Origin of the sequence: Nonomuraea sp. NPDC049028 (assembly GCF_043197735.1) — a bacterium.
GTDB lineage: Bacteria > Actinomycetota > Actinomycetes > Streptosporangiales > Streptosporangiaceae > Nonomuraea.
Map to the genome: position 1 here is coordinate 39,599 of NZ_JBICTR010000004.1, position 18,885 is coordinate 58,483.

Genomic DNA, 18,885 nt, shown 5'->3' on the forward strand with positions numbered 1-18,885 from the left:
CGGCGAGAGGCGCATGACACTAGGTCTGATGGAAGCCGCCGGTGACCGCCAGCAGCCGTCGTCCGGCGTGCTCCGGCCGGATGTTGGGGCCTTCCGCGGCCCTGGCGTCCGGTCGGCGAGTGAACGCGTTGATCGCGTTCTCGTCGATCGTGATGCCGAGACCCGGCGCGTCTCCGAGGATGAAGGCGCCGTCCTCGATGTACAGGTCGAGCGACATCCCGATCGGCGGGTGCAGATCCTGCAGCTCGCTGGCCAGGTGGTTCGGCACCGACGTCGCGGCGTGCAGCAGCCCGACCGGCGTGGTGCCGATCGGGCTGACCGGCAGGTCATGGGCGTGCGCCAGGGCGGACACCCGAAGGAAGTGGGTCACCCCCCAGACCGCGGCCGTCTGTACGATGTCGACCGCCCCCGTGGCCAACAGCGGACGGAACTGCTCGAGCCCGGTCAGGTTCTCCCCGGTGGCGACGGAGGCGCGGATGCCGTTGCCGACGACGGCCAGGCCTTCGGCGTCCCACCTCCGGACCGGCTCTTCGATCCAGGTGAGATCCAGGGTGCGTTCGAGCTCGCAGACGTGCCGGACCGCCTGCTTGCGGGTCCAGGCCTCGTTCACGTCGAGCATCAGGCCCGGCCGTGATCCGTGCCTCGCCTCGGTCAGGACGTCCCGTACCAGTGTCAGGCGGTGCCGGTCGCGGTCGATGTCGAGGCCGCCCTTGAGCTTGGCCGCCCGCAGGCCGTGCTGGGCGTAGAGCTGGTACGCCGAGACGAGTTCGTCGTCGGTCAGGCCGATGTCGAGGCCTGAGGCATAGGCGGGGACCCGCCGGTCGCGTCCGCCCAGCAGCCGCCAGAGCGGTTCACCGGCCGCCTGTGCCTTGATGTCCCACAGGGCGGTGTCGAGCGCGCCGATCGTGCCGAACACGGCTCCGGCGTGGCCGGCCTTGAACGTCTGCCGCAGCATGCGGTCGTAAAGAGCCGTCACGCCGCGCGGGTCCTCCCCCTCGATCGCGGCGAACACGGTGTCGATCTCGACGTGCGGCCCGAGGCCGATGCCGGTGATCCCCTCGTCCGTGTCCACCATGACGACCGGCACCGAGACGACACCGTCGGCGAAGACACCGTTGGCGTCACCGACAGGACGGCCCCATCTCTGGACCGTCGTCGTGGTCCGATATGCCGTGATGCGCATGTCAGCCTTTCGTGGAACCGGCGGTGACGCCGTCGGCGATCTGCCGCTGGAGGAACAGATAGATCATCAGTACGGGTATCGCGGCGATCAGGACTCCCGAGGCGAAGGTGGGGATGTCGTCGGAATACTGTCCGCGCAGCGCGTTGACCCCGATCATGAGGGTGCGATGCTCGGGCGACGGCATCATCAGCAGGGAGATGAGCACGTCGTTCCAGCAGAACAAGGCGTCGAGGATGCCGACCGACAGCAGCGCCGGAACGCCCAGCGGCAGCATGATCCGCCGGTACACGCCGTACACCGTGTTCCCGTCGATCCTGGCCGCGTCGACGATCTCCGCCGGAATGGTCCTGTAGTGGCTCGTCATCAGGAAGACGGTGAACGGCAGGAACTGCGCGACGTAGGCCAGGATCAGCCCCGGATAGGTGTCGATGAGCCCGCTGTCGGCCATGATCCTGGTGAGCGGCACCATGATCACCTGGAAGGGGATGAACAGCCCCGCGAGACAGCCCAGGAAGATCACCGAGGATCCGCGGAAGCGCAGTTGGCTCAGCGCGAAGCCCGCCATCGAACCCAACAGCAGCAGCAGGGCCACGGCGAATGCCACGACGATGAACGAGTTGACGAAGTATCGCGCCATTCCGGCGCCGGCCCACGCCTCGGCGAGGTTGTCCCAGCGCAGGGAGCCCGCCGGGGAGAACCGGTCGAGGATGTAGTCGCGGCGGGTCTTCATCGCGACATTGGCGGTGAACAGGAGAGGATAGATCGTCGCCAGCGCGAGAGCGGCCATGGAGACAGCGGCCACCCACCTGGCCGGACGCCTGCCGGGCATCAGTCCTGCCTGCCCGCGCGCCGGAGCAGAGTGATCTGCAGGAGCCCCACCACGAGCATGACGACGAAGAGAACCGTCGAGGCGGCCGAGGCGAGCGCCGGCTGGTTCAGCTGTCCCTGCTGGTGCCAGATGTAGAACTCCGGCAGGTAGGTCGAACCCTCTGGTCCTCCGCCGGTCATGACGAAGAGCAGGCCGAACATGGAGGTCAGCATTCCGATCATGGTGGTCACGAAGACGAACTGGATGGTGCGCGTCAGGCTCGGGATGATCACGTGCCAGATGATCTGGCCAAGCGAGGCGCCGTCCACGCGGGCGGCGTCCAGCAGCGAGGCGTCCAGGGTGCTGAACCCGGCGAGGAACACCACCAGAGCCATCCCGAACGTCGCCCATATGTGCACGCCGACAACCGTGAACATGGCGATGCCCGGATCGCCGAGCCAGTCGACCGGGCCGACGCCGACCGCCCCGAGGACGGCGTTCAACGGGCCGTCGAACCCGAGCATGAGGTTGAAGATCGCACCGACGATCACCGGTGAGAGCACGGCCGGGAAGAAGTAGACACTGCGGTAGACCCGGTGACCGGGCACCCGCAGATAGATGAAGGTCGCGAGCAGGCCGGGGATCGCCACCGCCACGGGCAGCAGCAGCACCAGCAGCCCGACGTTGCGCAGCGACGTGCTGAACAACGGGTCGCCGAGCAGTTCCAGATAGTTGCTCAGGCCGACCGGGGCCCCATTGAGCTCGCCGTCACCGGTGAAGGAGAAGTTGACCCCCAGGACCAGCGGCCACAGCCGCAACACCACGATGATCAGTACGGCCGGCGCCACCAGGACGTAGGGCGCGAGGCGCTCGGCGCGCGCCCTACGGGTGGTACCGGCGCCCCGGTGCGTGACGGTCGCTGCGCCGGCTCGCCCGGAGCCGGCCGGGCGGACCAACGGCGACGGACCTCCGATCGGCACCCGGTCAGCCTGTCCGGTCGGAGGCGGCCAGCTGCTCCACAGCCTTGTCCACGGTGGTCGAACCACTCAGGAGCTGCTGGGACAGTCTTCCCATCAGGTCCACAGTCTTGGAGGACAGCGCGACATGCAGGGCGGGCTTGCCGGTCTTGATCTCGGGCACGATCGCGGCGACGGCCGGGCCCGCCTGAGAGACGTCGATCGTCGTGTCGGACGCGATCGCGCCGGCCTTGGCGTAGAACGCGGTCAAGGCGTCGGTCGAGGTCAGGGATCGCACCAGATCGGCGGCCAGCTTCGGGTCCTTCGTCCACTTGGCGACGGCGTAGCCGATGCCGCCGTCGTACGGAAGGCTGGGCGTGGCTCCGTCGGTGACGACCGGGGCCGGCATGACGCCGATCTTGTCGGGCGGCAGGAACTCGGCGAAGTCCTTCCAGTGCCCGACGTCCGACATCAGCCCGATGATGTGCGCGGCCTTACCGGTCTCGAAGACCCTGAAGATGTCGGTGAACATCGCGGTGGAGTTGGCACCGTCGTTGTTCAGCCCCTTGTCGCCGGCGTCCTTCCACAGCTCGAAGATCCGCTTCACGTGGGGGGAGGTCCAGTCACGCTTCCCGGCGATCCAGTTGTCGTACTCCTGAGGCGTCAAGATGCCGGAGCCGAGGCCCGACATGAAGAACTGGATGCCGATGCCTTCCTTGTTGCCGAGCGCGAAGCACGCGGCTCCGGTCGCCTTCTTGATGGCGGCGCAGCCGCTGACCAGCTCCTCCCAGGTCTTGGGCGGGTTCGCCGGGTCGAGACCGGCCTTCTCGTAGAGCGCCTTGTTGTAGTAGATCGGGTGGCCCTGCAGGGTCACCGGCGCGGCGTAGGTCTTGCCGTCCTTGCTGAAGGCGTCCCAGCCCGCCAACCGGCTCTTGTCCTCGCTCACGTACTGGTCCAGCGGAAGGAGCGCGGCGACCCGATCGCGGAGCTGTCCGCCCCCGTTGAACAGCATGACGTCGGGTCCCTTGCTGGACTGAATGGCCGTGCCGAGCAAGGTGTAGTACTGGTCGAAGGGCTGGGCGACGAACTCGACGGTGACGCCGGGATGCCGATTGGCGAAGTCGGCCTTCGCCTTCTCGATGTAGGTGGCCGCCGCCGGTTCGCCGGACTTCCAGTCCCACACCACGAGCTTCTGCGGCTTGGACTGCGAGTCTCCGCCGGACGGGGACTCCGTCCGCGCCGCACTCCCGCGGCAAGCAGGACCGACCACAACGCTCGCTGCCTCATAGCTGTTCACCCTCCGAGAGCGGCCGATATGCCCGTCGCCCTGGGAAACATAATTCGTATGACGTATTACGGTCAAGAGGGACATGTAGACTGATGCGGTCGCGCTGTCCTTGCCAGTCACCAGAGGGGGGATATGACGGCATCGCAGGAAACGGGCAGCGCCGTCCCGGCACCACCGGCCTGGGCCCAGCGTCCGGCCAGTCTCGCCAGAGCGGTGACCGCCGAGCTGGTGGAGCGCATCGTTCGCGGCGTGCACCCGCCGGGGACGCCGCTGCCCACCGAGCCCGCGCTGTGCGAAGCCTTCTCCGTGAGCCGCACCGTCGTCCGGGAAGCGGTGAAAGTCCTGCAGGACAAGGGACTGGTACGGGTCCGTCAGGGCTCCGGCACCATGGTGACCCCTCCGGTGATGTGGGACATGCTCGACGAGCTCGTCCTCGCCGCGGCCATCGCCGCGGACGAGAGCCTGACGATCCTCGACGACCTCGTCGTCACGCGGCGCGTGCTGGAGTCCGACATGGCCAACGTCGCCGCCCGCCTGGCCGAGCCGGACACCATCGAGCAGCTGCGCGCACTGGTGGATCGGATGGACGAGCTCGTGGCCGACCCGGTCACCTACGCCGAAAGCGACCGCGCCTTCCACGACACGATCATGCGGGCGTCGGGAAACCGCATCGCCCGTGGCGTCGTACGGGCGATGGAAAGCCAGGTCATCAACACCGCCCGGTACATGGGCCGGACCGAGCGAGCCCTGTGCGTGGCGTCGAACCTCGGCCACCGCCGCGTCTACGAACGCATCGCCGCCCACGATCCCGCGGGCGCCGCCGAGGCGATGTTCCATCACATCACCGAGGCCTGGATCGTCCGCCGCAGCGGAACGGCCGACCCCGCCCGGTTGCAGCGTTAGCACCCGTTCGCGTCCACGGAACCGATTCGATCGAGGGCCGTGAAAGTTTCATCGCGGCGCGTCAGTGGTGACCACGGTCGCTTTTCCTGGTCAGCAGCCGGAGCGATGGGGTCGTCTCAGGCACAGGCCCGCAATGTCGAGAAGGCCGAGCCTTGACAGGTCTTGTCACGGTCATATTTGCTCCGCTGCACCATCGCCTCCAGCCGCCAGGAAGAAAGGAGGCCCCATTATGGCGGCGTTGAGTGAGCGCTAACACTCCAACGCCCTCACCTCCGGAAACGGCGGTGGAAGTTGCTTCCCTTTTACGTTGTCCCCCCAAAAAAAGGGAAAGGAAATTGTGTGATGTCGAGGCTTAGATACCTCCTCACCGCTATCGCTTCCGCTGTACTGCTCGTCGTCCTGGCCACGGTGCATACGGCGCTGGGCGACAGCGCGCCCCCGCCTCTCGCACAACAGAGCGCCCTCGCGGGCACCGCTGGATGCGGCAAGACCCCGACGCTGAGAAGCGGTACGCAGTCGATTACCACCAGCGGGAAGAATCGTAGCTATATTCTGAGAATTCCAGACAACTACAACAACAACACCCCCTACCGGTTGATCTTCGGATTCCACTGGAATGGCGGCACCGCCAACGATGTCGACGGGGGCGGAACCAGTGGGTATCCCTGGTCCTACTACGGGCTCAGGGCATTGTCGAACAACACCGCGATCTTCGTCGCGCCTCAGGGCTTCAACAACGGCTGGGCCAACTCGGGCGGTGAGGACATCACCTTCGTCGACGACATGATCCGCCGGATCGAGGCGGACCTCTGTGTGGACACCTCCCAGCGCTTCGCCATGGGCTTCAGCTACGGCGGCGGCATGAGCTACTCGCTCGCGTGCACCAGGGCGACGGTCTTCCGCGCCGTGGCGGTCTACTCCGGCGGGCAGCTCAGCGGGTGCAGCGGCGGCAACGAGCCCATCGCGTACATCGGGCTGCACGGCCTCAGGGATCCGGTGCTCAACATCTCCACGGGCCGGTCGCTACGTGACAGGTTCGTCAGGAACAACGGCTGCACCCCCCAGAACCCGCCGGAGCCGGCGCAAGGCAGCCTTACGCACATCGTCACCAACTACTCGGGGTGCCGGGCCGGGTATCCGGTCGCATGGGCGGCGTTCGACGCCGGCCATACCCCCGGTCCCGTGGACGGGAAGCCCGGCGATTTGGAGCCCGGCGAGAAGTCCTGGACCAGGCCAGTGGTGTGGAACTTCTTCGCGCAGTTCGGAGGCAGCGACCCGAATCCGACGCCGACGCCGACGGTTGATCCGCCGACGACAGGCGCGTTCAAGGGTGTGGGGTCGGGGCGGTGCCTGGACGTCAGCGGAGCCTCGCAGGCCAACGGCGCGCAGGCGCAGATCTGGGACTGCAACGGGCAGTCCAACCAGCAGTGGGCCGCCACCAGTTCCGGTGAGCTGCGGGTCTACGGCGGCAAGTGCCTGGACGTGAACGGGGCCGGGACGGCGGACGGCACCGCGGTGATCATCTGGGACTGCAACGGGCAGAACAACCAGAAGTGGCGCCTCAACGCCGACGGGAGCATCACGGCGGTAGGGGCGAACAAGTGCCTGGACGTGTCCGGGTACGGCACCGCCAACGGCACCAAGGTGCAGATCTGGACCTGCACCGGCGCCACCAACCAGCAATGGACCCGCGTCTGACAGCACGTGACAGCTGACCACGCGCCATCGCCGGGACGAGACATCGGCCCGGCGATGACCACGAGCACGCAGGCACGTATGTGGTGCAGGGCTCGTGCTCGTACCCAACGGAGGCCGACCGCCCGCGAAACCCTCATGGGCTTGGAGAACCGAAAATGGCTGATTTATCGCGAAGACAAGTGCTGAGATTCGGCGCGGCTGGAGCCGGAGCCGCGCTGTTGCCCTTGCAGTGGACGGCCGCGGCCCGGGCCGCGTCGGTGGCGCCTCCGGAGGTGCGCGCCGCGAACGATCTGGCCTTGTGGTACGACGAAAGCGCCGGCACGGAGTGGCTGCGCGCGCTTCCGATCGGAAACGGTCGCCTGGGCGCCATGGTGTTCGGCAACGTCGACACCGAGCGGCTGCAGCTCAACGAGGACACCATCTGGGCCGGCGGGCCGTACGACCAGAGCAACACGAAGGGTGCGGCGGCGCTGGGGCAGATCCGGCAGCTCGTCTTCCAGAACCAGTGGAGCCAGGCCCAGACCCTTGTCGACCAGAACATGCTGGGCAACCCTTCGGCTCAGCTGGCCTACCAGCCCGTGGGCGATCTGCGACTGACCTTCGGCAGCGCCGCCGGGGTTTCGGAGTACAACCGTTTCCTCGACCTGACCACGGCCACCACGACGGTGACGTACCTGCAGAACGGCGTCCGGTACCGGCGTGAGGTGCTCGCGAGCGCGCCGGATCAGGTGATCGCCCTCCGCCTGACCGCCGACAAGCCCGGCTCGATCACGTTCTCGGCGACCTTCGGCAGCCCGCAGCGGACGACGCGGTCCAGCCCGGACGGCACGACGGTGGCGCTCGACGGCATCTCCGGCGACCAGAGGGGCCTGGCCGGCAAAGTCAGGTTCCTGGCACTGGCCCGGGCTGTCGCCGAAGGCGGCAGTGTCAGCAGCTCCGGCGGCACCCTGCAGGTAAGGTCCGCCAACAGCGTGACGGTGCTGATCTCCATCGGCTCCAGCTACGTGAACTACAAGGACGTCAGCGGCGACTACCAGGGCATCGCCCGGCGCCATCTCGACGCCGCCGCCGGCCGGACCTACGACGACCTGCGCGGCCGGCACGTCGCCGATTACCAGCGGCTGTTCGGGCGCACGACGCTCGACCTCGGCCGCACCGCGGCGGCCGACCAGCCGACCGACGTACGAATCGCGCAGCACGCCGGCAGCAACGACCCGCAGTTCTCGGCGTTGCTGTTCCAGTACGGCCGTTACCTGCTGATCTCCTCCTCGCGCCCGGGCACCCAGCCCGCTAACCTGCAGGGCATCTGGAACGACTCGCTGACCCCGTCGTGGGACTCGAAGTACACCCTCAACGCCAACCTGCCCATGAACTACTGGCCGACCGACACCACCAACCTGTCGGAGTGCTACGAGCCGGTGTTCAGGATGATCAACGATCTCACGGTCAGCGGCGCCCGCACGGCCCGGGTGCAGTACAACGCCGGCGGCTGGGTGACCCACCACAACACCGACGGCTGGCGGGGATCGTCGGTCGTCGACTTCGCCGCGGCGGGCATGTGGCAGACCGGCGGCGCGTGGCTGGCCACCATGATCTGGGATCACTACCTGTTCACCGGCGACCTCGATTTCCTTCGCCAGTACTACCCGGCCATGAAGGGGGCCGCGCAGTTCTTCCTGGAGACCCTCGTGCAGGAGCCGAGCCTGGGTTACCTGGTAACGAACCCGTCGAACTCCCCCGAACTCAACCACCACTCGGGCGTCAGCATCTGCGCCGGACCCACGATGGACAACCAGATCCTGCGTGACCTGTTCAACGGCTGTGCCAACGCCGCCCAGGCGCTCAACGTCGACGCCGACTTCCGTACGCGGGTCCTGGCCGCCCGGGACCGGCTCGCGCCGATGAAGGTGGGCTCGCGCGGCAACATCCAGGAGTGGCTGTACGACTGGGTCGAGACCGAGCAGAACCACCGGCACATCTCCCACCTCTACGGCCTGCACCCCAGCAACCAGATCACCAAGCGCGGCACCCCCGCGCTGTACACCGCGGCGCGGCGGACCCTCGAACTGCGCGGCGACGACGGTACGGGCTGGTCGCTGGCGTGGAAGATCAACTACTGGGCGCGGATGGAGGAGGGCACGCGGGCGCACGACCTGATCCGCGCCCTCGTGACGACGGCCCGGCTCGCCCCCAACATGTTCGACCTGCACCCGCCATTCCAGATCGACGGCAACTTCAGCGCGACGTCCGGCATCGCCGAGATGCTGCTACAGAGCCACAACGGTGAGCTTCACGTGCTGCCGGCGCTCCCGGCGGCCTGGCCGAGCGGGACGGCACAGGGTCTTCGAGGGCGCGGCGGCTACACCGTGGACGCGACGTGGAGCTCCGGCGGGGCCACCGAGATCCTCATCAGGTTCGACCGTGACGGGACGGTCAACGTGCGCGGCCGGATCTTCGCCGGGACCTACGAGGTGGTCGACACCACGACCGGCGACACCGTCACCGTCACCAAACCCGAGAACGACGTCATCAGATTGACCGGTCAGGCCGGTCGTACGTACCGCATGACCGGGTCCGGCGGCACCCCGCCGGCGACCTACGTGCGGATCACGAACGCGGCCACCGGCCTGGCGCTGGACAGCGGCGGGAATGTCGCCTCGGGGGCGAACCTCAAGCAGTGGAACTGGGACGGCAGCACCAACCTGCAGTGGCAGCTCGTGGACCTGGGCGGTGGGTGGTACCGCATCGTCAACCGTACCAACGGCATGGTCGCCGACAGCTGGGGCAACACCGCCAACGGAGCCAACGCCAGGCAGGCGGCGTGGGGCGGCGGCGACAACCAGCAGTGGCGCCTCAACAGCACGGGCAACAGCCGCTACCAGATCATCAACCGCGGCACCGGCACGGCCCTCGACGGCATGGGCAACAGCACAGCCGGCTCCACGGTGGCCATGTGGACGCCGAACAACAGCACCAACAACCAATGGACCATCACGGGCCTGTGACCTCATATCCACCGCCGATCACTTTGGAGAGAGGGTTACTCAACCGCCCGACGCGAGCGAATGGGCGGGGCCGAACGTGGGCGGATCAGGACGAAGGGACGGGGCCTGTCGAGTCGCGGACGCCGCAGTCGTCCTGCCACCAGTTCACGTTGAACAGGTAGCCGCTTCCGCTGCGTCGGACTTCGCCCAACTGAAGGTGGTCAGGCTCAGCGGGGAGCCGTGGTCGGTCCAGTTCACCATGTCGGTGGAGGGACGCAGCAAATATGCGGCAAAAAGGTACTGTCAAGACCGCCTTAACTTGCCGTGGCCGGAGGAGGCACCGACCAGGTGCGCTCACCTCGAATTATCCGGTCCGGACGCGATCGACCCAGCGAGAGCGGCGCCATGAAACTTCCATCCCGCCAAGCCGCCCGAAATATTTCGAACCCAGATTGCGCATCGGGCCAGTCCAGCAGATACAGAATGAGCAGGCGACTCCGAAACTTTCACTACTTTCTTGACAAGTTTCGGCGAGATCCACACACTGAGTGCCCGAGGTGAGTTCCCCCTTCCCATGATTCGCCTATGGAGGCTCAAGCATGCGTGTCAACACCATGTCCCCGCCTGCCGCCCGGCGGCCGCTCGGCGCGCGCCGCCGGGCGCTGATCACCGGCGCGCTCGGCGCACTCGGCATGATCACGGCACTTGCGACGGCGATTCCAGCCGATGCCGCAGCGAGCACGCTCGGCGCGGCAGCCGCGCAGAGCGGCCGCTACTTCGGCACCGCCATCGCCTCGGGCAAGCTCGGCGACTCCGCCTACACGACGATCGCCAATCGCGAGTTCAACATGGTGACGGCCGAGAACGAGATGAAGATCGACGCCACCGAGCCCAACCGGGGCCAGTTCAACTTCACCAGCGGGGACCGGGTCTACAACTGGGCCGTGCAGAACGGCAAGCGGGTGCGCGGGCACACGCTGGCCTGGCACGGCCAGCAGCCCGGCTGGATGCAGTCGCTGTCGGGCGGCAGCCTGCGGCAGGCGATGATCGACCACATCAACGGCGTGATGGGCCACTACAAGGGCAAGATCTACGCCTGGGACGTGGTCAACGAAGCCTACGCCGACAGCGGAGGCGGCCGGCGCGACTCCAACCTCCAGCGCACCGGCAACGACTGGATCGAGGTCGCCTTCCGCACCGCGCGCGCCGCCGACCCGGCCGCCAAGCTCTGCTACAACGACTACAACATCGACAACTGGACCTGGGCCAAGACGCAGGGCGTCTACAACATGGTCAAGGACTTCAAGGCCCGCGGCGTGCCGATCGACTGCGTCGGCCTGCAGTCGCACTTCAACGGCAACAGCCCCTACAACAGCAACTACCGCACCACCATCTCCAGCTTCGCCGCCCTCGGGGTGGACGTGCAGATCACCGAGCTGGACATCCAGGGCGGCTCGGCCACCACGTACGCCAACGTCGTCAACGACTGCCTGGCGGTGCCGCGTTGTGCCGGCATCTCGGTCTGGGGGGTTCGCGACAGCGACTCCTGGCTCGGCGCCAACGCCACCCCGCTGCTCTTCGACGGCAACGGCAACAAGAAGGCCGCCTACACCTCGGTGCTCAACGCGCTCAACGGCGGCAGCACGACGCCGCCGCCCGGCGGAGGCGACGCGGGGCAGATCAAGAGCACGGCCTCCGGCCGCTGCGTGGACGTGCCCAGCTCCAGCACCACCGACGGCACCGCGGTGCAACTGTGGGACTGCAACGGTCAGAGCAACCAGCAGTGGACGCAGACCTCAGCAGGGGAATTGACGGTGTACGGCAACAAGTGCCTGGATGCCGGGGGCACGGGCAACGGCGCCAAGATCCAGATCTACTCCTGCTGGGGTGGCGACAACCAGAAGTGGCGCGTCAACTCCGACGGCACGATCGTGGGCGTGCAGTCCGGGCTGTGCCTTGACGCCGTCGGAGGCGGCACCGGCAACGGCACAGGGCTGCAGCTGTACAGCTGCTGGGGCGGCAGCAACCAGAAGTGGACCTACAACGCGGGCACCGTGTGAGCTTCACCGACTGCTCGCCCCGGCGCCTGGTGACCTGGACCAGCTTCACCTGCTGACCGCACTCCCGATGCGATCCTCCCCCGGCCCCGGTGAAGGGGCCGAGGGGGTGAGCCACGCCCGTCGTGGACCGCAGACCCAAGCGGCCCCTCGATCCGGCCCGTGCAGCATGTCGGAGCCCCGGCACTCACATCTGGGCCACGCCACCAAGAGAGCAAGTTAACTTGTGATCTATGGCAGATTACCTTGAACGGCTCTGAAACTTTCACGTGCACGAGCAGTTCGGCGTGATCTCCTCGGAGGCAAAACTCCAGACGGGAAAGCGTTCTGACGGCAGCATCCAGGGCGGCAGGGGGTACCCGTCGTTGACGCCGGGCGGGACCGTCGGATGTACTCCGCGACAACGTACTCAACGGAGCAGCCCGTACAGCTCGACAAGATCAATGTTAGCGCTAACAGCTTCGAGCTGTCTGCAATCTAGTCAAGGAGCCCTGGATGTCCCCCCGCACCAGCTTCTGGGTGATCGCATGAGCGAACTGTTAACGCTAACGCGGCGTTCGCGAGCAGCGTCTCCGCCCATCAGCCAGGGCGGCCTCTCCGAGGGCCTGACCCGATGAACCCGTGACCGGCGGCGGCCGGTCACCACCCCCCATCTGCGAGGAGCTCCGCATGTCCTTGAGCCGCCGTCAGCTCTTTCAGGCCGCAGGCGCGACCGCCGCACTCTCGGCCGCAAACCAGGTAGCCGGCGCATCCCCCGCTCTGGCCGCACTCTCGGCCGCAGACCAGATAGCCGGCGCATCCCCCGCTCTGGCCGCACTCCCCTGGGCCAGATCCGACATCGGCGTCTCGGCCTACGAGTTCGACCTCGGCCAGGTCCGGCTGGCCCCCGGCCGCCTGCTGGACAACCAGAACCGCACCCTCAACTACCTGCGCTTCGTCGATGTCGACCGGCTCCTGTACGTCTTCAGGGCCAACCACCGGCTGTCCACCAACGGCGCGGCGGCCAACGGCGGCTGGGACGCGCCGAGCTTCCCGTTCCGATCCCACATGCAGGGTCATTTCCTGACGGCGTGGGCGCAGGCCTACGCCGTGCTCGGCGACACCACCTGCCGGGACAAGGCCACCTATATGGTGGCCGAACTGGCCAAATGCCAGGCGAACAACGGCGCCGCCGGGTTCACCAGCGGCTACCTGTCCGGCTTCCCCGAGTCCGACGTCACCGCCGTGGAGAACCGCACCCTGACCAACGGCAACGTGCCCTACTACTGCATCCACAAGACCCTGGCGGGGCTGCTGGACGTGTGGCGGCTGATCGGCAACACCCAGGCCCGGACCGTGCTGCTGGCCCTGGCAGGGTGGGTGGACGCCCGCACGTCGCGACTCGGCTCAAGCCAGATGCAGGCCATGCTCGGCACCGAGTTCGGCGGCATGAACGCCGTGCTGACGGACCTGTACCAGATGACGGGCGACTCCCGCTGGCTGACCACGGCCCAGCGGTTCGACCACGCGGCCGTGTTCAACCCGCTGGCCGCGAACCAGGACCAGCTCAACGGGTTGCACGCCAACACCCAGGTGCCCAAGTGGATCGGGGCGACCCGCGAGTACAAGGCGACGGGCACGACCCGCTACCGCGACATCGCCGCCAACGCCTGGTTCATCACCGTCGGAGCGCACACATACGCGAACGGCTCCAACAGCCAGGCCGAGCACTTCCGCGCCCCCAACGCGATCGCCGCCCACCTGACCAGGGACACCGGCGAGGCGTGCAACACCTACAACATGCTCAAGCTGACCCGGGAGCTGTGGCTGCTGTCGCCGACCCGGGCCGACTACTTCGACTACTACGAAAACGCCCTGCTCAACCACTTGATCGGGCAGCAGAACCCGGCTGAGGCACGCGGGCACGTCACTTACTTCACCCCGCTCAACCCGGGCGGACGCCGGGGCGTCGGCCCAGCCTGGGGCGGCGGCACCTGGAGCACGGACTACAACTCCTTCTGGTGCTGCCAGGGCACCGGCCTCGAGACCAACACCAAACTGATGGACTCGATCTACTTCCACAACGGCACCACCCTGTTCGTGAACCTGTTCACGTCCTCCACGCTCGACTGGAGCCAGCGCGGCATCACGGTCGGCCAGACCACCTCCTATCCGGTCGGCGACACCACGTCGCTGCAGGTCACCGGCAATGTGAGCGGATCGTGGACGATGCGCATCCGTATCCCGGCCTGGACCCAGGGCGCGACGATCAGCGTCAACGGGGTCCAGCAGAACATCACCTCCACGCCGGGCACCTACGCCGACCTCACCCGCTCGTGGGCGTCGGGCGACACGGTGACCGTGCGGCTGCCCATGCGGGTGGTCATGAAGGCCGCCAACGACAACCCGGGCGTGCAAGCCGTCACCTACGGCCCGGTCGTGTTGTCGGGCGACTACGGCGACACGAGCCTGTCGTCGGCCCCGGCGCTGACCCCCTCCTCGATCACCCGTACCAGCACCACCTCCCTGGCCTTCACCGCCACGGCCGACGGCGCGTCGGTGCAGTTGGGGCCGTTCTACGACGCGCACGACCACAACTACGTCGTCTACTGGAGCACCGGCGGTCAGGGCGGTACCGGCACGGCCGGCTTCCGGCTGGTCAACGCGGCCAGCGGGCTGGCCCTCGGCATCCAGAACATGTCCACCGCCGACGGCGGCCTGGCCCTCCAGTGGACCGACAACGGCACCGCCGACCACGACTGGGTCCCGGTCGTCGAAGGCAGTGCCCTGCGCTTCCGCAACGGGCACAGCGGCAAGGTGCTCGGCGTCGAGAACATGTCGACCGCGGACAATGCCCGGGTGCTCCAGTGGGGTGACACCGGCACCGCCGACCACCGCTGGACGATCATCGACGTCGGCGACGGCTCCGTCAAGATCCGCAACGTCCACAGCTCCAAGCTGCTCGGCATCCAGAACGGCTCGACCGCGAACGGCGCCCAGGTGGTCCAGGACTCCGACAACGGCAGCCCGGACAACCAGTGGCGGTTCGTGCCGAACGGCGCGCGGCGTATCCAGAACGCAGGCACCGGGATGGTGCTCGGCGTCACCGGCATGTCCACGGCCGACGGCGCGCTCGTCGTCCAGTGGGGCGACACCGGCACCACCGACCAGTTGTGGACGGCGATCGTCGACACCGGCGGCTACCTGCGGCTGCTCAACTCCAACAGCCAGAAGGTGCTGGGCGTGGAGAACGTGGGCACCGCCTCCGGGTCGCGCGTCGTGCAGTGGGCCGACAGCGGCACCGCCGACCACCGCTGGCGGCTGCGTTACGGGTCGGGCGCCGCCTTCCGCATCCAGTGCGCCAACGGCGGCCGGGTCCTCGGCCTCGGCGGGACGTCCCAGGGCGCGCAGATCGTGCTCGCCGACGACAACGGCTCGAACACCAACCTCTGGAGGTTCCTGTGAGGCGCGTGCTCGCGGTGCTCTCGTCCCTGCTTCTCGTGGGCGTGTTACTCACGCCCCAGGCGTCGGCCGCGACGGTCGACACCAGCACGGGGTACGCGCTGGTCAACCGCAACAGCAACAAGGCCCTGGAAGTCCAGAACGCCGCCACCGCCGACATCGTCCAATATGACGACTGGGGTGGCAACAACCAGCAATGGCAACTCGTCCCGGTCAGCAGCGACCCGAATCCGGGCGGCACCTACACCAATCCGGTCGTCTGGCAGGACTTCGCCGACGGCGACATCATCCGGGTCGGCGACGCCTACTACTACTCGGCCTCGACGATGCACTACTCGCCGGGCGCGCCGATCCTGCGCTCCTACAACCTGGTCGACTGGGAGTACGCCGGGCATTCGGTCCCGAGGCTCGACTTCAACTCGAGCGCCTACGACCTCAACGGCGGCCGGGCGTACGTGAAGGGCATCTGGGCCTCGACCCTGAACTACCGGCCCAGCAACAGCACCTACTACTGGATCGGCTGCGTCGAGTTCAACCGGACCTACGTCTACACCGCCTCAGCCGTCGACGGCACGTGGACCAAGCGCTCGCAGATCAACAACTGCTACTACGACGCCGGCCTGCTGATCGACGCCAACGACACCATGTACGTCGCCTACGGCAACGGCACCATCAGCGTGGCCCAGCTCTCGCCCGACGGGCTCAGCCAGGTGCGGGCTCAGCAGGTGTTCCAGACCCCGAGCAACGTCGGCACCCTGGAAGGCTCCCGCTTCTACAAGCGGAACGGCTACTACTACATCTGGCTGACCCGCCCCGCCAACGGCCAGTACGTGCTCCGCTCCACCTCGCCGTGGGGCCCGTACGAAATGCGGCAGGTCCTGCTCAACATGCCCGGCCCCATCTCCGGCGGCGGCGTCCCCCACCAGGGCGGGCTCGTCCAGACCCAGAACGGCGCCTGGTACTACATGTCGTTCGTCGACGCCTACCCCGGCGGCCGGGTCCCGGCGCTCGCGCCGATCACCTGGATGAATGACTGGCCGACCGTGCAGACCGTCAACGGCGGTTGGGGCGTCAACTACCCGATGCCGAACATCCAGACCAGCCGGACCGTGGCGCCCATGATCGGCCCTGACACCTTCACCTCAGGCAGCCTCGGCCACCGCTGGGAGTGGAACCACAACCCCGACACCAGCCGCTTCTCCACCGGCAACGGCCTGCGCCTGCAGACCGCGACCGTCACCGGCGACCTCTACAACGCCCGTAACACCCTGACCCACCGCATCCAGGGTCCGTCCTCGACGGCGACGATCGAGCTCGACTACTCGCAGATGGCCAACGGCGACCGCGCCGGGCTGGCCATGCTGCGCGACCAGTCGGCCTGGATCGGCGTCAAACGCGACAACGGCGTCAACCGGGTCGTGATGACCAACGGGCTGACCATGAACAGTTCGTGGCAGACCACCGGCACCGGTGCTGAGGCGGCAGGCGCGAACATCTCGGGTGGCCGGCTCTGGTTGCGGGTCAACGCGGACATCCGGCCCGGCTCTGGCAGGCAGGCCCGCTTCTCCTACAGCACCGACGGCAGCAACTTTGTGAGCCTCGGCCCGGCCTTCACGTTGAACAACGCCTGGCAGTTCTTCATGGGCTACCGCTTCGGAATCTTCAACTACGCCACCCAGTCCCTCGGCGGAGCGGTGACCGTGCGCCGCTTCGACCTCACCACCCCCTGAGGCAACGCGTCGACACAGGAAGGCACCAACCAGCGATGGCAACTCGTCCAAGTCGGATAAATCGGAGCACATCATGAGATTCAGATCCCTATCCGTTCTCGCGATGGTGGCCACCTTATTGGCGAGCCTGTTCGTCGCCCTTCAGGCTCAGTCCGCCAACGCGGCCACCGTCGACACCAATGCCTGGTACGTCCTGGTCAACCGCAACAGCGGCAAGGCACTCGACGTCTACAACCTGTCCACCGCCGACGGCGGCCGCATCACCCAATGGACCAGGAACAACCAGAACCAGCAGCAATGGCAGTTCGTCGACTCCGGCGGCGGCTACTACCGCATCAAGTCCCGCCACTCCGGCAAAGTCCTGGACGTCTACAACTTCTCCACCGCCAACGGCGGTGCCATCGTCCAGTGGACCGACGGCAACGGCTCCAACCAGCAATGGAGCCTCGCCGACTCCACCGGGGGTTACGTACGGCTGATCAACCGCAACAGCAACAAGGCCCTGGAGGTCCAGGGCGCCTCCACCGCCGACGGCGCGAACATCGTCCAGTACGACGACTGGGGCGGCAACAACCAGCAATGGCAACTCGTCCGGGTCGACGGCGGCGGCAACCCCGGTCCGTGCGATCTTCCGTCGACATACCGCTGGACATCGACGGGCCCGCTGGCGAACCCGAAGTCGGGATGGGTCTCGCTCAAGGACTTCACCGTCGCCCCCTACAACGGCAGGCATCTCGTCTACGCCACCACGCACGACACGGGGACGAAGTGGGGTTCGATGAACTTCAGCCCCTTCACCAACTGGTCCGACATGGCCTCGGCCGGCCAGAACACGATGTCCTCTTCCACGGTCGCACCCACACTCTTCTACTTCGCCCCGAAGAACATCTGGGTGCTCGCCTACCAGTGGGGCGGGACCGCCTTCTCCTACCGGACCTCCAGCGACCCCACCAATCCGAATGGCTGGTCAGCGCAGCAGGTGCTCTTCTCCGGCAGCATCTCCGGCTCCAGCACAGGACCCATCGACCAGACACTCATCGGTGACAGCACCAACATGTACCTGTTCTTCGCCGGCGACAACGGCAAGATCTACCGGGCCAGCATGCCCATCGGGAACTTCCCGGGCAGCTTCGGCACCACATCGACGGTGGTCATGAGCGACACGACGAACAACCTGTTCGAAGCCGTTCAGGTCTACCAGCTCCAGGGCCAGAACCGATACCTCATGCTCGTCGAGGCGATCGGCGCGCAGGGCCGCTACTTCCGCTCGTTCACCGCCACCAGCCTGAACGGTTCATGGACACCGCAGGCCGCCACCGAGAGCAACCCCTTCGCCGGCAAGGCCAACAGCGGCGCCACCTGGACCAACGACATCAGCCACGGCGAGCTGGTCCGTGCCGGCGCCGATCAGACCTTTACCGTTGATCCCTGCAACCTGCAGTTGCTCTACCAGGGACGCAACCCCAACTCCGGCGGCGACTACGGCCTCCTGCCCTACCGGCCGGGTCTGCTGACGCTGCAGCGTTGATGGCGTGACACGAGTCCGGCTCGGAGCCGGCGCGGCAGGGTCGCCTGCTCGTGCCCTTCCGCGAGACGGCCCTCCGGCTCGGCACACTGTTTCGGGGCGGACCGGCGATCCGGGCCGCCCCTCCGTCAACGGCAGGCTTCGACCCGCGCATCCAGACCATCATCAGCTTCGAGGGCACGCCCAGCTCCTCGTAGACGAAGATCTTCATCGGCGCGCTGCTGCTCGTCTTCATCCTCCTGCAGAGCCCATGACCCGGTGGCCCAGAAGCTTTGATCTTGGCAGGCCGGCACTGCCGGCCTGCCCGCACTC

11 protein-coding genes are annotated in these 18,885 nt (G+C 67.2%); 7 read left to right on the forward strand and 4 right to left on the reverse strand.

Annotated features, from left to right (window positions below; genetic code table 11):
- Positions 1-19: 19 nt before the first annotated feature.
- The 4 genes from ACGFJ2_RS15910 to ACGFJ2_RS15925 are packed head-to-tail and all read right to left on the reverse strand — an operon-like array spanning position 20 to position 4,130.
- Positions 20-1,183, reverse strand: a complete 1,164-nt coding sequence (locus ACGFJ2_RS15910; RefSeq protein WP_393468619.1) for a mandelate racemase/muconate lactonizing enzyme family protein — start codon at positions 1,181-1,183, stop codon at positions 20-22.
- A 1-nt stretch (position 1,184) separates the two neighbouring features.
- Complete coding sequence (locus ACGFJ2_RS15915; protein WP_357959906.1) at positions 1,185-2,012, reverse strand: carbohydrate ABC transporter permease; 828 nt, start codon at positions 2,010-2,012, stop codon at positions 1,185-1,187.
- On the reverse strand, positions 2,012-2,971 hold the full coding sequence (locus tag ACGFJ2_RS15920) for a sugar ABC transporter permease (RefSeq protein ID WP_357959904.1): 960 nt from the start codon (positions 2,969-2,971) through the stop codon (positions 2,012-2,014). Before ACGFJ2_RS15920 ends, ACGFJ2_RS15915 begins: the two co-directional genes overlap by 1 nt.
- Before the next feature lie 4 nt (positions 2,972-2,975).
- Positions 2,976-4,130: an ABC transporter substrate-binding protein gene (locus ACGFJ2_RS15925; protein WP_393468622.1), complete on the reverse strand. Its 1,155-nt coding sequence runs from the start codon at positions 4,128-4,130 to the stop codon at positions 2,976-2,978.
- A gap of 237 nt (positions 4,131-4,367) precedes the next feature.
- Here ACGFJ2_RS15925 and ACGFJ2_RS15930 point away from each other — a divergent pair, with 237 nt between their 5' ends.
- The 7 genes from ACGFJ2_RS15930 to ACGFJ2_RS15960 all read left to right on the forward strand — a co-directional run bounded on the left by ACGFJ2_RS15930 (position 4,368) and on the right by ACGFJ2_RS15960 (position 18,576).
- Positions 4,368-5,138 carry a FadR/GntR family transcriptional regulator gene (locus ACGFJ2_RS15930; protein ID WP_357959900.1) on the forward strand — a complete coding sequence of 257 codons (771 nt, stop codon included), beginning with the start codon at positions 4,368-4,370 and terminating at the stop codon, positions 5,136-5,138.
- Between the two features lie 342 nt (positions 5,139-5,480).
- The gene (locus ACGFJ2_RS15935; RefSeq protein ID WP_357959898.1) at positions 5,481-6,836 is read left to right on the forward strand and encodes a lectin; all 1,356 of its coding nucleotides are present in this window, start codon (positions 5,481-5,483) and stop codon (positions 6,834-6,836) included.
- A gap of 179 nt (positions 6,837-7,015) precedes the next feature.
- A complete protein-coding gene (locus tag ACGFJ2_RS15940; protein WP_393468625.1) occupies positions 7,016-9,841 on the forward strand; it encodes a glycoside hydrolase N-terminal domain-containing protein in 2,826 nt (941 codons plus the stop codon).
- A gap of 578 nt (positions 9,842-10,419) precedes the next feature.
- Positions 10,420-11,880 carry an endo-1,4-beta-xylanase gene (locus tag ACGFJ2_RS15945; RefSeq protein ID WP_393468628.1) on the forward strand — a complete coding sequence of 487 codons (1,461 nt, stop codon included), beginning with the start codon at positions 10,420-10,422 and terminating at the stop codon, positions 11,878-11,880.
- A gap of 666 nt (positions 11,881-12,546) precedes the next feature.
- A complete protein-coding gene (locus ACGFJ2_RS15950) occupies positions 12,547-15,321 on the forward strand; it encodes a beta-L-arabinofuranosidase domain-containing protein (RefSeq protein ID WP_393468630.1) in 2,775 nt (924 codons plus the stop codon).
- Positions 15,318-17,048 carry a family 43 glycosylhydrolase gene (locus tag ACGFJ2_RS15955; protein ID WP_393468633.1) on the forward strand — a complete coding sequence of 577 codons (1,731 nt, stop codon included), beginning with the start codon at positions 15,318-15,320 and terminating at the stop codon, positions 17,046-17,048. Before ACGFJ2_RS15950 ends, ACGFJ2_RS15955 begins: the two co-directional genes overlap by 4 nt.
- A gap of 103 nt (positions 17,049-17,151) precedes the next feature.
- On the forward strand, positions 17,152-18,576 hold the full coding sequence (locus tag ACGFJ2_RS15960) for a non-reducing end alpha-L-arabinofuranosidase family hydrolase (protein ID WP_393470002.1): 1,425 nt from the start codon (positions 17,152-17,154) through the stop codon (positions 18,574-18,576).
- Positions 18,577-18,885: the final 309 nt, after the last annotated feature.

Excerpts from the sequence above, each read along its gene's own strand:
- ACGFJ2_RS15910 (WP_393468619.1), bottom strand. The coding sequence starts at position 1,183 with ATGCGCATCACGGCATATCGGACCACGACGACGGTCCAGAGATGGGGC.
- ACGFJ2_RS15915 (WP_357959906.1), bottom strand. The coding sequence starts at position 2,012 with ATGCCCGGCAGGCGTCCGGCCAGGTGGGTGGCCGCTGTCTCCATGGCC.
- ACGFJ2_RS15930 (WP_357959900.1), top strand. The coding sequence starts at position 4,368 with ATGACGGCATCGCAGGAAACGGGCAGCGCCGTCCCGGCACCACCGGCC.
- ACGFJ2_RS15935 (WP_357959898.1), top strand. The coding sequence starts at position 5,481 with ATGTCGAGGCTTAGATACCTCCTCACCGCTATCGCTTCCGCTGTACTG.
- ACGFJ2_RS15945 (WP_393468628.1), top strand. The coding sequence starts at position 10,420 with ATGCGTGTCAACACCATGTCCCCGCCTGCCGCCCGGCGGCCGCTCGGC.
- ACGFJ2_RS15950 (WP_393468630.1), top strand. The coding sequence starts at position 12,547 with ATGTCCTTGAGCCGCCGTCAGCTCTTTCAGGCCGCAGGCGCGACCGCC.
- ACGFJ2_RS15960 (WP_393470002.1), top strand. The coding sequence starts at position 17,152 with ATGGTGGCCACCTTATTGGCGAGCCTGTTCGTCGCCCTTCAGGCTCAG.